The 17,110-nt window shown below is 37.5% G+C and carries 17 protein-coding genes; 1 reads left to right on the top strand and 16 read right to left on the bottom strand.

What is annotated here, in order from left to right:
- Position 1: 1 nt before the first annotated feature.
- The 8 genes from H7U02_RS04290 to H7U02_RS04255 all read right to left on the bottom strand — a co-directional run bounded on the left by H7U02_RS04290 (position 2) and on the right by H7U02_RS04255 (position 7,534).
- Positions 2-1,579, bottom strand: a complete 1,578-nt coding sequence (locus tag H7U02_RS04290) for an ABC1 kinase family protein (protein WP_049545854.1) — start codon at positions 1,577-1,579, stop codon at positions 2-4.
- 17 nt (positions 1,580-1,596) lie between these two features.
- Positions 1,597-1,875, bottom strand: a complete 279-nt coding sequence (locus H7U02_RS04285; protein WP_110981298.1) for a phasin family protein — start codon at positions 1,873-1,875, stop codon at positions 1,597-1,599.
- A 246-nt stretch (positions 1,876-2,121) separates the two neighbouring features.
- Positions 2,122-3,558 (bottom strand): glycoside hydrolase family 1 protein, encoded by a 1,437-nt coding sequence (locus H7U02_RS04280; RefSeq protein WP_110981299.1) that lies wholly within the window; start codon positions 3,556-3,558, stop codon positions 2,122-2,124.
- Between the two features lie 123 nt (positions 3,559-3,681).
- Positions 3,682-4,818, bottom strand: coding sequence for an AI-2E family transporter (locus H7U02_RS04275; protein WP_073687749.1), 1,137 nt, complete (start codon positions 4,816-4,818; stop codon positions 3,682-3,684).
- Between the two features lie 78 nt (positions 4,819-4,896).
- Positions 4,897-5,493 carry a histidine phosphatase family protein gene (locus H7U02_RS04270; protein WP_073687750.1) on the bottom strand — a complete coding sequence of 199 codons (597 nt, stop codon included), beginning with the start codon at positions 5,491-5,493 and terminating at the stop codon, positions 4,897-4,899.
- On the bottom strand, positions 5,490-6,098 hold the full coding sequence (locus tag H7U02_RS04265; RefSeq protein ID WP_110981300.1) for a histidine phosphatase family protein: 609 nt from the start codon (positions 6,096-6,098) through the stop codon (positions 5,490-5,492). Before H7U02_RS04265 ends, H7U02_RS04270 begins: the two co-directional genes overlap by 4 nt.
- Positions 6,095-6,697: a histidine phosphatase family protein gene (locus H7U02_RS04260; RefSeq protein ID WP_110981301.1), complete on the bottom strand. Its 603-nt coding sequence runs from the start codon at positions 6,695-6,697 to the stop codon at positions 6,095-6,097. Before H7U02_RS04260 ends, H7U02_RS04265 begins: the two co-directional genes overlap by 4 nt.
- 18 nt (positions 6,698-6,715) lie before the next feature.
- Positions 6,716-7,534 (bottom strand): Cof-type HAD-IIB family hydrolase, encoded by an 819-nt coding sequence (locus H7U02_RS04255; RefSeq protein WP_110981302.1) that lies wholly within the window; start codon positions 7,532-7,534, stop codon positions 6,716-6,718.
- 145 nt (positions 7,535-7,679) lie between these two features.
- On the opposite strand from H7U02_RS04255, the gene H7U02_RS04250 reads away from it, so the two are divergent.
- Positions 7,680-8,699, top strand: coding sequence for a phosphodiester glycosidase family protein (locus H7U02_RS04250; RefSeq protein ID WP_181419177.1), 1,020 nt, complete (start codon positions 7,680-7,682; stop codon positions 8,697-8,699).
- 36 nt (positions 8,700-8,735) lie between these two features.
- On the opposite strand, the gene H7U02_RS04245 is transcribed toward H7U02_RS04250, so the two are convergent.
- From H7U02_RS04245 to H7U02_RS04210, 8 genes are read right to left on the bottom strand one after another with little or no spacing between them, the layout of a single operon-like run.
- Positions 8,736-9,788: a galactofuranosyltransferase gene (locus H7U02_RS04245; protein ID WP_110981231.1), complete on the bottom strand. Its 1,053-nt coding sequence runs from the start codon at positions 9,786-9,788 to the stop codon at positions 8,736-8,738.
- A 10-nt stretch (positions 9,789-9,798) separates the two neighbouring features.
- Positions 9,799-10,791, bottom strand: a complete 993-nt coding sequence (locus tag H7U02_RS04240; protein WP_070577194.1) for a stealth family protein — start codon at positions 10,789-10,791, stop codon at positions 9,799-9,801.
- Positions 10,788-11,888 (bottom strand): UDP-galactopyranose mutase, encoded by a 1,101-nt coding sequence (gene glf / locus H7U02_RS04235; RefSeq protein ID WP_201042854.1) that lies wholly within the window; start codon positions 11,886-11,888, stop codon positions 10,788-10,790. The genes H7U02_RS04240 and glf overlap by 4 nt, the downstream gene beginning before the upstream one ends.
- Positions 11,889-11,898: 10 nt before the next feature.
- Positions 11,899-13,314, bottom strand: a complete 1,416-nt coding sequence (locus H7U02_RS04230) for a flippase (protein WP_201042852.1) — start codon at positions 13,312-13,314, stop codon at positions 11,899-11,901.
- Positions 13,311-14,459 carry a polysaccharide polymerase gene (locus H7U02_RS04225; RefSeq protein WP_080612042.1) on the bottom strand — a complete coding sequence of 383 codons (1,149 nt, stop codon included), beginning with the start codon at positions 14,457-14,459 and terminating at the stop codon, positions 13,311-13,313. Before H7U02_RS04225 ends, H7U02_RS04230 begins: the two co-directional genes overlap by 4 nt.
- A 1-nt stretch (position 14,460) precedes the next feature.
- Positions 14,461-15,453: a glycosyltransferase family 2 protein gene (locus H7U02_RS04220; RefSeq protein ID WP_201041359.1), complete on the bottom strand. Its 993-nt coding sequence runs from the start codon at positions 15,451-15,453 to the stop codon at positions 14,461-14,463.
- Between the two features lie 19 nt (positions 15,454-15,472).
- Positions 15,473-16,447, bottom strand: coding sequence for a glycosyltransferase (locus H7U02_RS04215; protein WP_201041360.1), 975 nt, complete (start codon positions 16,445-16,447; stop codon positions 15,473-15,475).
- Positions 16,448-16,471: 24 nt separating this feature from the next.
- Complete coding sequence (locus tag H7U02_RS04210) at positions 16,472-17,110, bottom strand: DUF1919 domain-containing protein (RefSeq protein WP_201041361.1); 639 nt, start codon at positions 17,108-17,110, stop codon at positions 16,472-16,474.

Below are 17,110 nucleotides of genomic sequence, written 5' to 3'. Positions count from 1 at the left end.
TTTATCCTTTTTTCTTAAATATTATACGCACTACTGTGATTAAAGCTAGAAAAGTTCCAAGTCCAAGAAATAGCCAGGCAAGATTTTCAAAACCTGATTTATTAGCCAAAAGGGCACCGGAAAGTAGAAATCCCAATGACAATAAGGCTAAAACCAGATTATTTAATACTTTCTCAAAAACTTTAATTCGACCCGAAAAGTTAATAAAATCATGGTTCACCACAATTCGTCCGTTTAAAATTTGCTCCAAGAGCTGATGCAGACGACGTGGAATGTTCTTCCCATTGCGAATCAGATAAAAGAGTTCAATCAAGATACTCTCTTTATTCAGGGCCTGCTTAAGCATATCAGGTCCCATATTTTCTAGGAAGTAATCCTTGGCCAGGGTCATAAGATCCATATTTGGCGCTAACTCTCGGAAAATCCCCTCAATTTGAAGCGAAGCCTTCTCCAAAATGGTAATTTGAGAAGAGGCTTTAAGATGATTTTTCTGGAAAATAGCCATCAAATCCTGCAGCAAATCTGTTATAGAGAGACTTCCCAAGTCAATACCAGAATAACGACCTAACATTTGCTCTACATCTTGACTTAGAACTGCACGATTAAGACCATTATCAAATTGTGTAACGGACAAGATGGCCTTGGTCATACCATCAACATCTTGTGCGGTAAAACTGTACAGGATGTCATTTAAGGACGCACGCATCCCCACTTCCAACTCCCCCATAATTCCAAAATCAATGAAATAAATCTTGCCATCACGTACCAACAGATTTCCAGGATGGGGGTCACCATGAAAATAGCCATCTTTGAAGACTTGCTTGATAAATGACAGCATAAGCTTCTTGCCCACATCTTCTAAGTCATAGCCAGCCTCAATCAGTTGGCTGTAGTGATTAAGCGGAATCCCATTGATATACTCTTCAACTATGAGGTGAGGTGTCGTGAAGGTATCATAGACCTCGGGGACACCTAGACAAGCAACAGCCCTGTTATTGGCCTTAAAGCACTTCATGGCCTCTGCTTCATTCCTGAAATCTAGTTCCTTAATTAAGGTTTCACGCAGATTTTCCAAAACCTCCTGAACATCGACCATGGGGATAAAATGCTTTGGTATATGCCGTGCAAGCTTAATGAGAAGCTGAATATCTTCCTTAACGACCTCATCAATACCAGGTCTCTGGATTTTTACAATCACTTCCTGACCAAACAATAATCTAGCTCTATGGGTCTGAGCGACAGAACCAGAAGCTAAGGGCTCTTCCGAAAAATCAAGGAAACTGTCAGAAAGCTCATTAGGTAATTCTCGCCTAATGGCAGTCATGACTTCCTCTTTATTCAAGGGAGGAACTGAGCTCTGGAGCTTTGATAATTCTTTGATATAGTTTTCTGGCAAAAGGTCAGAGCGCGTGGATAGGATTTGACCAATTTTAACAAAACTAGGTCCTAATTGCTCAAAGGCTTGGCGTAGCTTGACAGGTGTTGTCTGTTGGTCTTGAGGAAGATGCTTTTCACGATAAGAAAGGAGACCAACTGACGAGAAAACCTTCAACACATGTCTCAATCGTTTACTAGCCATTTTAGACTCCTTACATTTTATTTATTTTGACTGAGCAAAGCGTCAAGTTTATCATCAAGACGTTTCACATCATCCTTAGTCGCATACTCAACTGAAGATTTCTTAGCATCAAGTTTCGCTAAAAATTCTTGAGCTTCTTCCTTACTTTGACGTTTGAGCTCTTGTTCCAGTTCCTTACCTTCTTCAACAGTCAAACGCCCCTTTTCAACCAACTCTTTGACAAAGCTATCCGCCTTATCAACTGTCATAGCAGTCAACCCGATTCCAGCTAAGAGAACCTTTTTCAAATCATTCATTATCGTTACCTCCATCTAAGTAGGAAAAGCAAAGAGATAGACTCGCTACTTCTTCGGAAAATATAAGAACGCTTTCACACTTTTATTCTACCACTTTTTCAGAAAATATGTGGAATAACATAAACAAAGTTATTGTGTATTAAAATACTCTCTTTTTACTCATGTCAACAGAAATCCAGATATATCAAAATTGTACTTTAATACTAAAAAAGAATCTCGAATATTTTTGAGATTCTTAGCCATATTCTATTTGTAAAGGGCTTCACCATTACTTTCGATAACAGACTTATACCAAACAAATGATTTTTTCTTATAACGAGCCAAGCTACCACTACCATCATCATTGCGATCAACGTAGATAAAGCCATAACGTTTACTGAGTTCAGCCGTTGAAGCTGATACCAAATCAATTGGCCCCCATGTCGTATAGCCCCAAAGTTCTACACCGTCTTGAAGGGCTTTGCCAACTTGAATCAAGTGTTTTTGAAGGTAATCAATACGATAATCATCTTCAACTGTTGGACCATCTGGGCCATCAACAAGAACATCCTTTGCACCTAGACCATTTTCGACGATAAACAATGGCAACTGATATCGATCATAGAAGTCATTCAAAACTAGTCGAAGACCGATTGGATCAATAGCCCAACCCCATTCAGATTTTTCAAGGTAGGGATTTTCGACACCACCTAAGATGTTGCCTTTTCCAACCTTATAGTCTTGCGGATTGTGTGCTGTTGCCACAGACATATAATATGAGAATGAAATAAAATCAACGGTATTCTTCAAGATTTCTTCATCACCTGGAGCAAATTGTATTTCAATACCATTCTCTTTGAAATAGCGTTTAATATAGTTTGGATATTTCCCACGCGCATGGATATCTGAGAAGAGATAGTTTTGATTTTCAAACTCGTGAACAGCCAACTGATCCAAAGGATTAGCTGTCATTCCATAAGCTGGCATGGCAAGAACCATACAACCAATCTTAAAGTCAGGGTTAATTTCATGACCGATCTTGGTTGCTGAAGCCGAAGCGACTAACTCATGGTGAACTGCTTGGTAAAGATCCTGTTTAGAGAGCTCTTCCATCGGAGTTGCAATCCCACCTGACATGAACGGTGCGTGTAAAACAGAGTTCACTTCATTAAAGGTCAACCAATATTTGACCTTATCTTTATAACGTGTGAAGACTGTACGAACATAATTCTCATAAAAACCAATTAATTTACGATTAGTCCATCCATTGTACCGACGCGCCAAGTTAAGTGGTGTTTCATAATGGGACAAGGTTACAAGCGGTTCGATGCCATATTTGGCCAATTCATCAAAAACCTTATCGTAGAAGGCTAGACCTGCTTCATTTGGCTCGGCATCATCACCATTTGGGAAAATACGAGACCAAGCAATCGACATACGAAAGACCTTGAAGCTCATCTCTGCAAAAAGTGCTATGTCCTCTTTATAACGGTGATAGAAATCTATACCTTCTAGCTTTAGATTATCTGATGTTGGTTGATCTGTGATCAAAGGATTCAAAGCCCCAGGTTCAAAAGGAACACCGCCCTTTGGCGTCACATCCTGTACAGACAATCCTTTGCCATCTAGGTTATAAGCACCTTCAAACTGGTTGGCAGCTGTTGCACCACCCCAGAGAAATTCTTTTGGAAATGTATAAGTCATCTTTTATCTCCTCGTCTTGTTTAATATACTAATAGTATAACACTTAGAAAACGATTACACTTATACTATCTTATTGACATCTGATACTATAGTACGAAAAAAACAGACCCAAGTCTGTTTTAATTAATCATTATTTTCAATAGTATTTGCTGCTTTGGCCTCTTCTCGCCTAACAACATTATCTTTAACAATCTGATAAAGGGTCGCAGCTACTGGCACAGAAACCAACATGCCCAAGATACCACCCAAAGCAGAACCTATGGTGATAGCGAAGATAACCCAAATACCAGGAAGTCCGGTAGAGCCACCAACCACATAAGGATAGATGAGATTTCCTTCAAACTGCTGCAAGATAACCACATAGGCAACAAATAAAAGTGCCAAGGTCACAGAGTGTGTCATAATCAAGATGGTACCAATTGTCACACCGATATAGGCCCCCACAACTGGTATCATAGCTGAAAAGCCAATTAGGATAGAAATAGTCGCGGCGTATGGAAAATCAAAGATACGCATCCCAATATAACACAAGGTTCCCAAGATACAAGCCTCAATCGACTGATAAACGAAGAAATTGCGGAAGCGATTATTGAGAATAGCGACCACATAGTGGAAAGTCTTACCATAACGTCCTAAATAGACGTCTACTAAACGATTGACCTGATTCCCAAGTTTCTCCTTTCCGGCCAAGACATAGCAAGAAAAGACGATGCTAATAAAGAGATTAATCAAGGTTGATGGTAGACTCGTCAACGAAGTCAAGAAGCTTGTCAAACCATTCATGATTTGTTGAAGCAACTGAGCACTGTAGCTATTGATTAGCTCTCTAACCTGTGTCACACCACCAAGATCTTGAATAATTTTTTGCAAGGACTTGTTTTTAAGCAGCCAATTAATCAAATTATTAATAGCTGAACGGTCTTGACTAATCAATGTGTTGATACTGTCAATCAAATCGGGAAGAACAGTGAAGACTACCCAAGTAAAGACCAAACCAATGGTCGCCAATGCCGAGAGCAAAGAAATAGGACGCTTGATCTTAGCTATAAAACCAAATGGAATAAACTTGACCAGTAGCTTCTCATAAAAAGACATCAGGATATTGACCACAAAGGCAATCCCTGCTCCAACCAGGAAGGGCTGACTGGCAATGTAAATAGTGTTACAAATTGAAACAACGGTTTCCCAGTAAGTATAAATCAAGAAACAGCTGAAAAAAAGGACAGCCAACCAAATGAACTGATTTTTTGTAAATTTCATAGGAACTCCAAAATTTAAAATACCCTTCCATTATACACTAAAAAAGGGTTTCTTACTATCTTTGATCATAGAAAGCCGCTAAAATTCCACCAACTCTTGATCAGCTATTGGATCAATAAGTTTGACAAAGTGAAAGCTCGATCCATCGTAATCAAAAACTAAGATGGCACAATTGCCTGGACACGACTCAAAGGCCCGCTCTGGCTCCACGGCATGAAGAAAAGTCATCAAGGCTCCAGCGTGACTAACAGCTAAAATAGATTGGTCAGGATGCTTATCTACTATTTCCTTTGCACTCGCAACCACACGCGCAACGAACTGATCTTGACTTTCCCCACCAAACTGGGCATAGTGGTCACCAAAATGCCCCACTATAGATGTCTTGGGATGAAGATACTCTGGCTGACCCTCAAAGATACCAAAATGCATTTCTTTTAGCCCCTTAACACGTTGATAATCAGTACGCCCAGTCGCCAATTCAATGGTATCAGAAGCTCTTTCAGTTGTCGTACAATAATACTGATCAAATGTCATACCATGTTTTTCAAAATAAGCACGGACCTGACGAGCTTGGTCCCGACCTTTTTCAGTCAAGGGAGAATCACACCAACCTTGAATCCGATTAAGTGTGTTAAAAAGTGTTTGTCCATGTCTCATTAAATAGAGTCGTGTCATTCTTCGCCTCCATAGATATACTCTTCTTCTACAGGATTATATACTGAAAGCAATTCAAATTGCCCTTGATCATAGGTAAAATGTAAGATGCAACAATTTTTAAGACCACGAATATCTGGGTCGGGATTTAAAACACGTCTACAAAACTGCAAAATAGATGGTCCATGACTAACTAGCAAGGACTTAGAACCATCGGCCACACTCTCCATGATGGCCCTAATCGTCAACTCCATACGATCCCGAACCTGGGTCGTACTCTCACCACCAAATTGAACAAAGTAATCACCAAAACCTTGTCCATCAGGTAAGGTTTTAGGAGTAAGATACTCTGGCTGGCCCTCAAAAGCTCCAAAATCCTGTCCCTTAAGACCTTTAAGTCTTTCATAGTCTGTTCGTCCAGTCACAATTTCTAGGGTATCACTAGCTCTCTCAGAGGTTGACGTAAAGACATAATCAAAAATCGGTTCCTGCTTGGCTAGATACTGACCAGCCTTTTTAGCCTGTTCAATCCCGACTTCCGTCAAAGGGGCATCGCAGACCCCCTGAATCCTATGCTGAACATTAAACCGCGTTTGCCCATGTCTCATTAAATAAAATTCTTTCATAATGTTACCTCTAAACCAGAAATCGGATCAATCACCTGAAGAAGCTCTAATTGTCCTTGGTTATAATCATAAACACAAATATTACAATTCCCAAAACGTACTCCTTCAGGAAAGGCTAAGTCCATGGTAATGATTAATCCCCATAAAGCCGCCCCATGACTGACAAATAGGAGATTCTCAGCACCATCTTTAGTGTGTTCTTCTGCTTTCTCTAATACAGTCTTTAAAACCCTCTGTCCAACCTTGCGAATATCTTCGCCACCGTATGGGACCAAGAGATCTTCAAAGGATCGTGAACCTGGTCGATGTTTGGGGAGGAGGTGCTCTGGTTGAGCTTCAAAAGACCCAAAGTTCATTTCTTTAATTCCCTTTAGCTGGGTTACAGTGTACTCAGGTGCCACAATCTTGGCCGTATCAGTCGCTCTCTCTTGCGTAGAGGAGTAGACAGCATCAAAAGAAATACCTTTCTTCGTAAAGTACTGCTTGGCTTGCTCTGCCTGCAAAATCCCATTTTCAGTCAAGGGCGAGTCACACCAGCCCTGAACTCGCTTTTGTGTATTAAATAGTGTCTCACCATGTCTCATCAAATATAACTTCATTACTCCACCATACTTTCTTTAAATCAATCCTAAATAATCTTCTAAGACAGTCAATACTCCTTGGTCTTTATGATGGGGAGCAATCTGATCAGCCACTTGTAAAATAGCTGGACTGGCATTTTCCATAGCATAAGAGCGACCAGCCATTTGCAAGAGCTCAAGATCATTGTCTCCATCACCGAAGGCCATGACATTGGACTCAGACAAGCCCCAGTGTTTAAGAAGTTGCTTGAGCCCCCAAGCCTTGTGCATGCCTTTTTGAATGAAGTCAATAGCACCAAAACCACTGGGAACAGCAACTAGATTGCCATCAAAATCACGATTAAAAGCCTGTGACACACGATTAGCCTCTTCAGGACTCAGCAACATGGTAATCTTGATGAAATCATCATCTAAATCCTCCAACCCATTCAAACGCTGAATGGCTGCTTCAAGGGCTTTTTGCTCTTCTTCTGTTATCATCTCAGCAAAATTGACCCTAGACCCTTTTAACATATAGGAGCCTTGAGCACCATTAAATATAGTTGGCCTATCCAACAAATCATAATTAAAATAGCTTAGCAAGTTTTCAACATCATTTGACGCCATAAACTCCTGACACAGAAGCTTGCCATAGCTAACCACCTGACCTCCATTTTCAGCTACAAAATGCAGTCGGTCAAAAGTCTCCGCAAGCATGGGTTTAAGGCGACTCATACTATTACCTGATGCAACGACAAAGTGCATATCACGCGCAGCCATGGCATCCAAAATCTGACTAAAACGCTCCTTATCATAGCTCCCTTTATCGTCTAAAAATGTTCCATCCATATCTGATGCAATCACCTTAATGGTCATAAAGCACCTCCTTGACTAACTTATCCCTATTATAACCCTTTTGGAAAACGCTTACCAGTACCATACTAGGAAAAACTGATACTATTCTTGGATATTTAATGGTCTTAGGATTGTTTTGTAAGCCTAGATTGTTTATAATTATAGTATGAAATTGAAGAATATTTTAAGAATACTATTTTCTCTTCTAATGATAGGTGCCATAGTTGGTGGACTGCTCTACCTCACCATCTATTTCAACAATCGAGATATTAAGAAGCTTTCCATGCCATCAAATAAGGATGGATTGAACTTTACCATAAAGAATAAAGAGCTCTTAGATCAGTCTGTCTTACTTGAAAAAGGCAATATTAAAAATGTAGACATGCAGATTCTCTCCTTCAAGAAGGACGGAAAGTATGTCCTACAAAAAGGAAGAACCGAAGATAATAATCCTGAACTCACAGAGCAAAGTATTAAGTACGAAGCTAAGCGACGAGAAGCTCTTGCTCTTATTAACTCTGGTTTTTGGTCTTACGAAGGGCTAGATCGTCCTTTCGCTCAAAAGGAAATCGAATTGGGCAAAACAGGCCTTCTATATGGAGATGATCAAAATAATATCACTGCCGGAACCTATCCAAATATCGACACAGCTAAAATGTTTACCCACATGGGAAGCAACGGTTGGGATACAGGTGCCTTTGGTATTCTCATTAAAGATAAAAAAGTAGATAAAACCTGGGAAAAAGGTGATCCTGACCAACCAAATGCTCGTTCCATTTACGTAGAGACCTATGATGGTATTATCCGTATTATCCAAACCTATGGCCACAACTCCCTTAATAAGGGCTTGAATCACGAAGGCGTCTATAAGCTTTTAAAAAATATAGGCTACTCGAATATTCGTCTTGCCTTCCTACTAGATGGTGGTGGAACGACTCGTATGTACACGCGATCTGATAATGGTAAGGAAAAGGTTGCTGGTGCCTTTGTCGACAATAGAACTTATATTGAGTACCTCTATCTCACCAAGCGAGATAGCAATGCTACTGATCCAAATATATGGCGAGATCCAGAGCTCGTAAAAGCTGGTAAGTCCAAGTCAATCACTTACGACGACTATATTCAAGCAATCTACTCAAATGGCAAAGTCCCAGGAACCCAATACCAGTTTGAAGTCTCCAAATAATGCAAAAAATCCTCACTAAAATGAGGATTTTTTATCTTATTTCAAATTATTTAATGCAGTAAGTAGGTAGTGACCATCACGAATACCTTTACCGACACGCTTGGTATTTTCAACCAAATCTTGGTAATCAGTATCTGAAAGATTGTCAATTGTCGCCTTCAATCCATGAAGTGACTCTACTGCAATTCCACAGCCGTTCTCAAGCACAAAATGAGATAAGGCTGACTGTTTCCAAACGACAAGCGGGAATCCTGAGGCCAAGTAAAGTGACGCCTTGTGAGAGTTGTTATAGCGGAGGTACTCGCCGAAAACACCACTACATGTCTCAGCACTGTCGCCATCCCAGACAAGCCCAAAACCACCCTCAAGGGCTGCAGGAAGCTCATCAGGTAGGAAGGAACCAAAGTAGTTCTCATTCTCAAGAGCTCTGCTTTCGTCGAAGCCGACACCATAAAGGTTATAAGCAGGTTCTTCAGGAAGAGAGTAAAGATAACCAGCTTTTTCTTGTGCCAAGTTACCAGCTACAATAATTGGCTGATTCTTTGTAAGACCCGTCTTCTCTTGGAAATTTGGAATCAAATAGTCAAAAATACCAAGACTGACAATCTTATCTTCTGCAACCCCTTTATCCACTAAAACAGATTTCATAATTGGATTGTGGGCAATGATACCATCAGCTACACCAAGAAGACCTGATTCTTGAATTTGAACCCGAATCTTATGTTTCAAAGGTACTGTATCCAAATTGGCATAGCGTAAAACTTCCAAATCGTGGATAATAAAATGAACTTTTACGCCTTTTTTCTGTGCTTTCTTTACATGATGTGTTGTGAAAAAACTATGATGAAGCATTGGGAACTGGATAAGTAACTCATCACCTTGCTTTAGTTGATTCAAGGCCTGTCCAAAAGCCTTCGATTTATGAAGTTGTGCTTTAAGTGTACTCATCTCGTACCAATTATCAACTGAAAGAACCAAGGCTTGATAACCTTCTCTCTTTACAATTTCTTCAACATCATTACGTGCCTTATTACCGGCATTTTTAACATTGTTATCGTGTAAAAATTCTTCTTTTAAATAGTATTTCATCTCTTATTTCTCATTTTTCAAAAGCTGATTTTTCAGGATAGCGTTCTTGTAAGATTTCCTTAAAACGAATGATATTCTCCTCTTTAAAGTCAACTTCATCATTCACACAAAGCAATTTTTTATGTTTATCTTTAAAGATACTCTCTAACCTATCTATTTGATGTAAATTTATCGTTTCACCAAAATTCTTTGATATAGGATAAAACTGATTACTTTCAATATGCCAATACTGACAGATATATTGATTAACGTCTACTTCGTAGTTTCTAATTTTATTTCGTGACGTTCTATCTAAGGTTTCTCCCTCAATTTGCCATAAATTCGCCAAGGTGCTTTTTTTCATTGGTGTAGCTAAATGGTTGTTCACATAGCCAGTCGGCCCCCATGGCAAAAGTAGCAAGTTTTTCAAAACTAAATGCCCATAGCGGTAGTTAAAAAATTTCCAAGGCGAGGACTTTAGGGCCTTCTTATTAGGAAAATGACGATAAATTAACTCAACATTTTTGTAATATGTATTTGTATAAGCTGACCAAGGAACCAAAGCATCATATACAGCAAAAAGCTTAGGTTGACCATTTTTATAAAAATCCGAAGGTTGACTATCCCTAATCAAGTACACATCATCATTGAAATAGAGATAGTTTTCCGACAAGCCTTCGATACGATGGAGATTAAGCTCAATTGCTGCTGAATTATAGGTAGGTAGATACTCTTCAGGCATAAATTCCTTATGAGTAATCCATCTGAGTTTTGGATGCTCCAAGTTCAACCAGTCAGGTTTTTGTCCGTTGGTAACTAAGTAAACATTATTCACCCAAGGGGCATGTTTTTCAATCATTCGGAACCAGTAATTAAAAATTCCAAATTCACGGTATCTTAAATCTCCATCAACTAATTCATTAGAAACTGAGATTTGGCCTGTTACTTCTTGTTTCTCACGGATAAACTCCGGGTCACTGCCATCTACCCAGAGGACAACGATATCAATTTTTTCTTCTGTCATTTACTAAATTCTTTCTCTACGACTTCCAAGGCACGCTCAATCACCACGTGCATGTCGTAGTATTTATAATCTGCAAGACGTCCACAGAAGATAACCTTGTCATTTTTCTCAGCTTCTTCTTGGTACTTAGCAAACATGGCATTGTTCTTTTCATCATTGATTGGGTAGTATGGTTCATCTCCACGTTTCCAATCGGCTGGGTATTCACGTGTGATAACTGTCTTAGGTTGTGTACCATACTCGAAGTGCTTATGCTCAATGATACGAGTATAAGGAATCTCACGCTCTGTGTAGTTAACCACGGCATTTCCTTGATGATTTTCTTCATCCAAGACTTCGTGTTCAAAACGAAGACTGCGATACTCCAACTCACCATGTTTATAATCAAAGTACTGGTCAATCATTCCTGTAAAGACAACTTTTTCAGCTGAAGCTTCAAGCTCTTCACGATTGGCAAAGAAGTCAACTCCAAGCTCTACTTCTACATCTCCAAGCATATTTTCAATGATGACATTGTAACCACCGATCGGAATTCCTTGGTAACGGTCATTAAAGTAGTTGTTATCAAAAGTCAGACGAACCGGAAGACGCTTGATGATGAAAGGAGGCAGGTCTGTTGCAGAACGTCCCCATTGTTTTTCTGTGTAGCCCTTGATCAGTTTTTCATAAATATCCGGACCAATCAACTTGATGGCTTGTTCTTCCAAGTTCTTGGGCTCAACATCTTTCATATCCGCCGTTTGCTCCGCAATCTTGTCCTTGACTTCTTGAGGAGTCTTGGTCCCCCACATGGCGTAGAAGGTATTCATATTGAAGGGAAGATTGTAGAGGCTACCCTTGTAATTCGCCACTGGTGAATTGATATAGTTGTTAAATTCAGCAAATTGGTTGACATAATCCCAAACTTTTTTATTTGAGGTATGGAAAATGTGGGCACCATACTTGTGAACATTGATACCTTCAACATCTTCACAGTAGATATTGCCACCGATGTGATCACGCTTGTCAATCACTTTTACTTTTTTGCCACGTTTTGTAGCTTCATGTGCGAAGATTGCTCCAGACAAACCAGCACCAACGATAAGATAATCGTACATATTTTTCTCCTTAGTTTTTCATTAACTGTTGCTTCAAGTCTTTCATATCAACGACACGTAAGACAATAATCAAGACGATATAAATGATAGCACCGACAAGACCATCTACTGCTACATTTAGCATTGGTTTCAATTGCACAAACATCTTAAAGACAAAGAGTCCAAGATACATGACAACTGATGCTAAGATAATTTTTGACATGGCTGGAAGGATTGACACATCTTTGATGAATCTCCTTGAAAAATTCAATTGAATAACCCATACCAAAGCCTCTGTTAAAACTGATACAATTGAGGCCCCAACAAAGCCAAATGGAGGAATTAACAAGAGATTAAGTCCAACACTGACAACAGCCGGAATAGTCGTAGAGAGCATAAACTCACGATGTTTATTGTGTGGAATCAGAATCTGGATTCCCATAATATTCGTCCAACCGATAAAGAACATCCTAAAGACCATAATAGCAATGGCAAGATAAGCCTCTTGGAAATCTTTCCCTAGGAAGAAACTCACAAAGTCCTTATTAACAATCAAGAGACCTGCTATTATCGGGAAAATCACAAGATTATAAATCAAGAAAGACAACTCATGCATCTTGTTAACGGCCTTATGATTTCCGCTAGATAAAAGACCAGATACCCTAGGAAGCATTACACTACCTAAAGACGTCACTAGTGTTAAGAGGATATTGATAATCTTCAATGCCTGGTCATAAATACCGACGTCATTGGTAGATGACAAGGCACCCAACATCGTACGATCCAAAGTCACGTATAGTGAAATGGCAACCTGAGGGAGAAATAGCAAAATAACAGGTTTAAGATGTTTCTTAGCATAGGATAAATCAAATTGTGGTTCTCCAATGTAAGGTCTCGCTGGTAACCACATACTTAATTGCCCAAGCAATTCAAAGAAGGTCAATAGGAAAACATAGAGATACAAATCACCAGGTGTTTTCACAAAAAGGAAGATAGAAATAACTCCTAAAACCTTTACCGTTGTATTCCTTGCGGTAATACGACGAAAATCCTCCAAACCTTGGAATAACCAAGAAATATCCATTCCTTTCGATATCAAGCTTAATCCTAAGATATAAGCCACCATATTTTGCATACCAGGAAAGAACAAACATAATGATGTATACAAGACAAGAGACAAAATAGTCGCAATCAATTGGAGGGTATAAATACCCCAGAAATTTTTACGAATATCCTTTCGATGTCCTGAAATCTCCTTAGTACCATAGTTAGCAACACCTAAAGTTGCCAAAAGAATAAAGTAGGTCACAATCGAATTAAAGTAACCATAAGTACCTAAATCCTTTGAACTAAAAATCCTAGTAACATAAGGTGTCGTAATGATTGGTAAAACAATTACCAGTAATTGATAGGAAAGATTGTAGGCGTAATTTTTTAAAACTTTCATTCTACTCTCCCATTTTTACTTGCAATTCCTAGTGTCGTAGATGCAAATAAAATGTAGAAAAAGATGTTGTACGATGGTCTAATCCAAAATGCTTCAATCATACAATTCCATGTAATCAAAGATAGTAAAGTTAAAATCAAGTAATTTCCTTGTCGATAGATAACCCAAGATCTTACTAAATATAATATAACCAGAAGAATTACTGCAACACTTCCATAATAGAACAACATCTGAATATATGAGGAATCTACATAGTTATAACTTAAGACTGATTCCGTCTTACCACCGTAACCGATAAATTTTACCTCTGGGTTACCAAACAAACGTACAGCATAAGTTTTTAAGGCATCGTTTCCTAGTCTCAACCGCATACTAACCAAATTATTAGCGGCAACATAGAATGGACTTGACCATGTAAAGTTTTTCGTTAAGTAATACATAATCCCAGATGACGCTAAAATTGATACTGGAAGTATGCCAAAAATCATACGATGTTTATTTTTATTGAAATAAAAGAAAGCAAATATAAGGATTGAAATTACAATAGACATTGCATTCAAACGAGCATCACAAAACTTAATAATAAATGCTGCAAGACCTAATCCTAAAATTGAACGGGTAATAAGGAAACGATTTCTATTTAGATAACATAAAGCAACATATAAATAAAAACAATGTGATGCAAAATCCGTTGGATAAATGAAGCCAAATGAGTTTCTGGTCACAACACCTGTATTTCTCATTTGTATGAACTGCAAGTTTGGAATAACATGAACTAATGATAATAGTACAGTTCCTAATATAAAGGGAATCACTACTGCACTATAGACTTTTAAAATAAAATCCATGTCCATATCATATAAAGAAACAAGCAAAATCATATAAGCAAGGAAACTATAATTCTTCATTTGTAAAGCAACAAGAAAGCCTACAATTAGAAGTAAAGGTGCAAAAATCAAGTAGTTTATAGAAAATTTCTTAATGTCTTTAAAACGAATTAACAAACATAAAGAAACAAGTACAGATATAGAACTCGGTATAGTTGGAACCAATCTACCTAACATAGTTGTACCTAACATATCTACAGCTACTATAAATGCTAATACAAAACCAACTAATAATTTTTCTGCTTCAATACGAAACATTTTAACTCCTTTTAATTAACGCCTGAACCTTTTTAAGAAACAGAACAGTACGGTACATTTTATGTTTTAGTAAATATTTTATGAAAGGTTTCAAATCGTTTTCTTCTGTATAAATAAATGATTTGATGACTTTATTTTCACAAATATCCTTTACATATTTTAACTTTATACTGACTTGAGTATTTTGTTTGGAGATATTATAAATATTACTCATTAAGATTCGTGACTTAATTGTTTTATCAAAACCTGAACTATTCAAATTCCAGTCAGAAAGTAGATCATCAACCATCTTCAATTCTTGAAGCTGATACTGAAGACGCTTGGGTTTATAGCCCGACATAGCAGAACCTTTTCTACCAATGACATAAACATAGTAGGAATCTTGAGAAAGATAAATCTTGTTGACTTCACGATAAACATCAAGATTAAAGCGGACATCTTCACCTAACTCATACTGCTCAAAAGAGAGGTTATTTTCAAGAAGAAATTCTCTGCGATATATCTTATTCCAAACTGTGTAAAGCATATCCGATAGGAATAGTTCTTTAAATATCTTGATAAAACCATCCTTGTCGTAATTCCCTTTAAATGGAAGTGACTTTTCAGTACGCTGCTTCTCAGTTAAATCTTCCTCAAAAGAATTGTAATAACTAAAAACAGCCAAATCCATATCTAACACTAGCTTATCAGCAAAATCAGCAAAGAGATTACCAACAAGATAATCATCACTATCAACGAAGTAGATAAACTCTCCCCTGGCTTTGGACAAGCCAAAATTACGTGCCGAACCAACACCGTGGTTCTCAATATGATAGACTGAGATATTTGAGTACTCGTTAGCATAAGTATCGCAAATACTGCCACTACTATCCGTAGACCCATTGTCTACCACTATAATTTCCAAGTCATCATAGTTCTGAGAAATAATACTTTTTAAACAACGGTCAATATATTTCTCAACATTATAAACTGGAATAATAACAGAATATTTCAAAATAGACTCCTAAATCATATCAGAAAATGTTTTGAATACTGAAAGCCAGTTTTAATACTTTAAGTCTAAACAGTATATATTTTAACTTATTTGGTTGATTTTTCATTTGAGAAAGAGAAACACTATTCTTAAGTAACTCTTGTTTCACTTGATTAGTAATGTCTATATATTTTTTATCTAATTCAGATTTATATAAACTTGCCAACATATGAGTCAAGCCATTCACATAATATAGCTGTGAAGTTTGTAATTCTTCTTGATTTAATTGTGAACGAACAAAATCAGAATAGAAAATATCTTTATAAAATTCAAACATATCACTAAACTTCTGCTCATTCCAAGACTGTGTAATGGAATCAGGATTATCAATTAAATAGTGATAATACTTTTGATTGGTAGCAAAGACATTCTCAGCTGAAAGAAAAAGCTTGTAATTCGTTCCCAAGTCTTCATAATATTTTCCTTTTGGAAAAGAAATATTATTATCAATAAATAGAGACTTTTTATAAACTTTGTCGTTGGCAAAACCTGTGATATAACTATGCTTGAGCACTTGGACAAAAGCATCTTTACCTTCAAACACTTGAGTTACTAATGGATCTGAAACTATAGGATCTTCTTCACCCTTCACAAACTCACGGTTAAAAGAAACGATATCAAACTCTTGGGATTCCAACACCTCTGCTAATTCTTTAAATGTTTGTGGTTCAAGCCAGTCATCAGAATCAGGGAAATAAACATAATCACCCTTAGCATGTGAAATACCAGTATTGCGAGCTTCAGAAAGCCCTCCATTTTTTTTATGAATCACTGAGATAAAGTCATAAACTTTAGCATAATCATCACAGATTTGAGGAGAGCTATCAGTACTTCCGTCATCTACAAGTAAAATATCATAATTATGCCACCCTTGGACAAGTACGCTTTCTACGCAACGTTTTAAATACTTTTCGACATTATAAACTGGAATGACAACAGTTAAAAGTGGTTTCATGGATTCTTCACCTAAATTTTTATTTTATGTTAAATCTTCCCCACCCTTATTCAACCAGGTAACAGCATTAAAATAGCGGTGGTAAGTTTTCAAATCAATCCCAACATGCCCTTGCTTCTCTGCTGATTTAAAATGAACCAAGGAAGGTAGCTCACTATAATTCTTCGAAGAGAAAATCACCTTACTCTTGTATGGAAGTTCTTCAAACTCTTTCATCAGCTCGTAAGTACAGGCATCATTATCATTGAACTTGAAATACAAATTATCCCAATGTATTCTTTCTAAACGACGATTCCATTTTTGAGTTGCTTCTTCTTCATCAGCATAATGCAGGAAATGAAGTTCAATATCATCAAGAAGTGCTAGAGGATAGGCATTATCAAAGTCTTTGATGTATTTCGATTCCTTAACAAATGTCAAAGGAATATTACCACTCAAATAGTGTTTTAAATTCTTTAGCATCTTGATGTAATCAGGAGAAAAGACAAACATCCCTACAAATGGAGTTTGATAAGGTAAGCCCAATTCCTGATAGACTTTTCCAGCCCAACAATTATCACAAATGATCGTAAAATTTTTATTCTTAAGTCTTCGTCTAGGAATAAAATTAATAATTGGATAAACGATTGGTTTTAATTTATTTTTTAGTGTTTCACTGTTCAT

Source organism: Streptococcus sp. 3.1, from assembly GCF_016648915.1.
Taxonomy (GTDB): domain Bacteria; phylum Bacillota; class Bacilli; order Lactobacillales; family Streptococcaceae; genus Streptococcus; species Streptococcus salivarius_E.
This window is presented reverse-complemented; position numbering and strand designations above follow the sequence as displayed.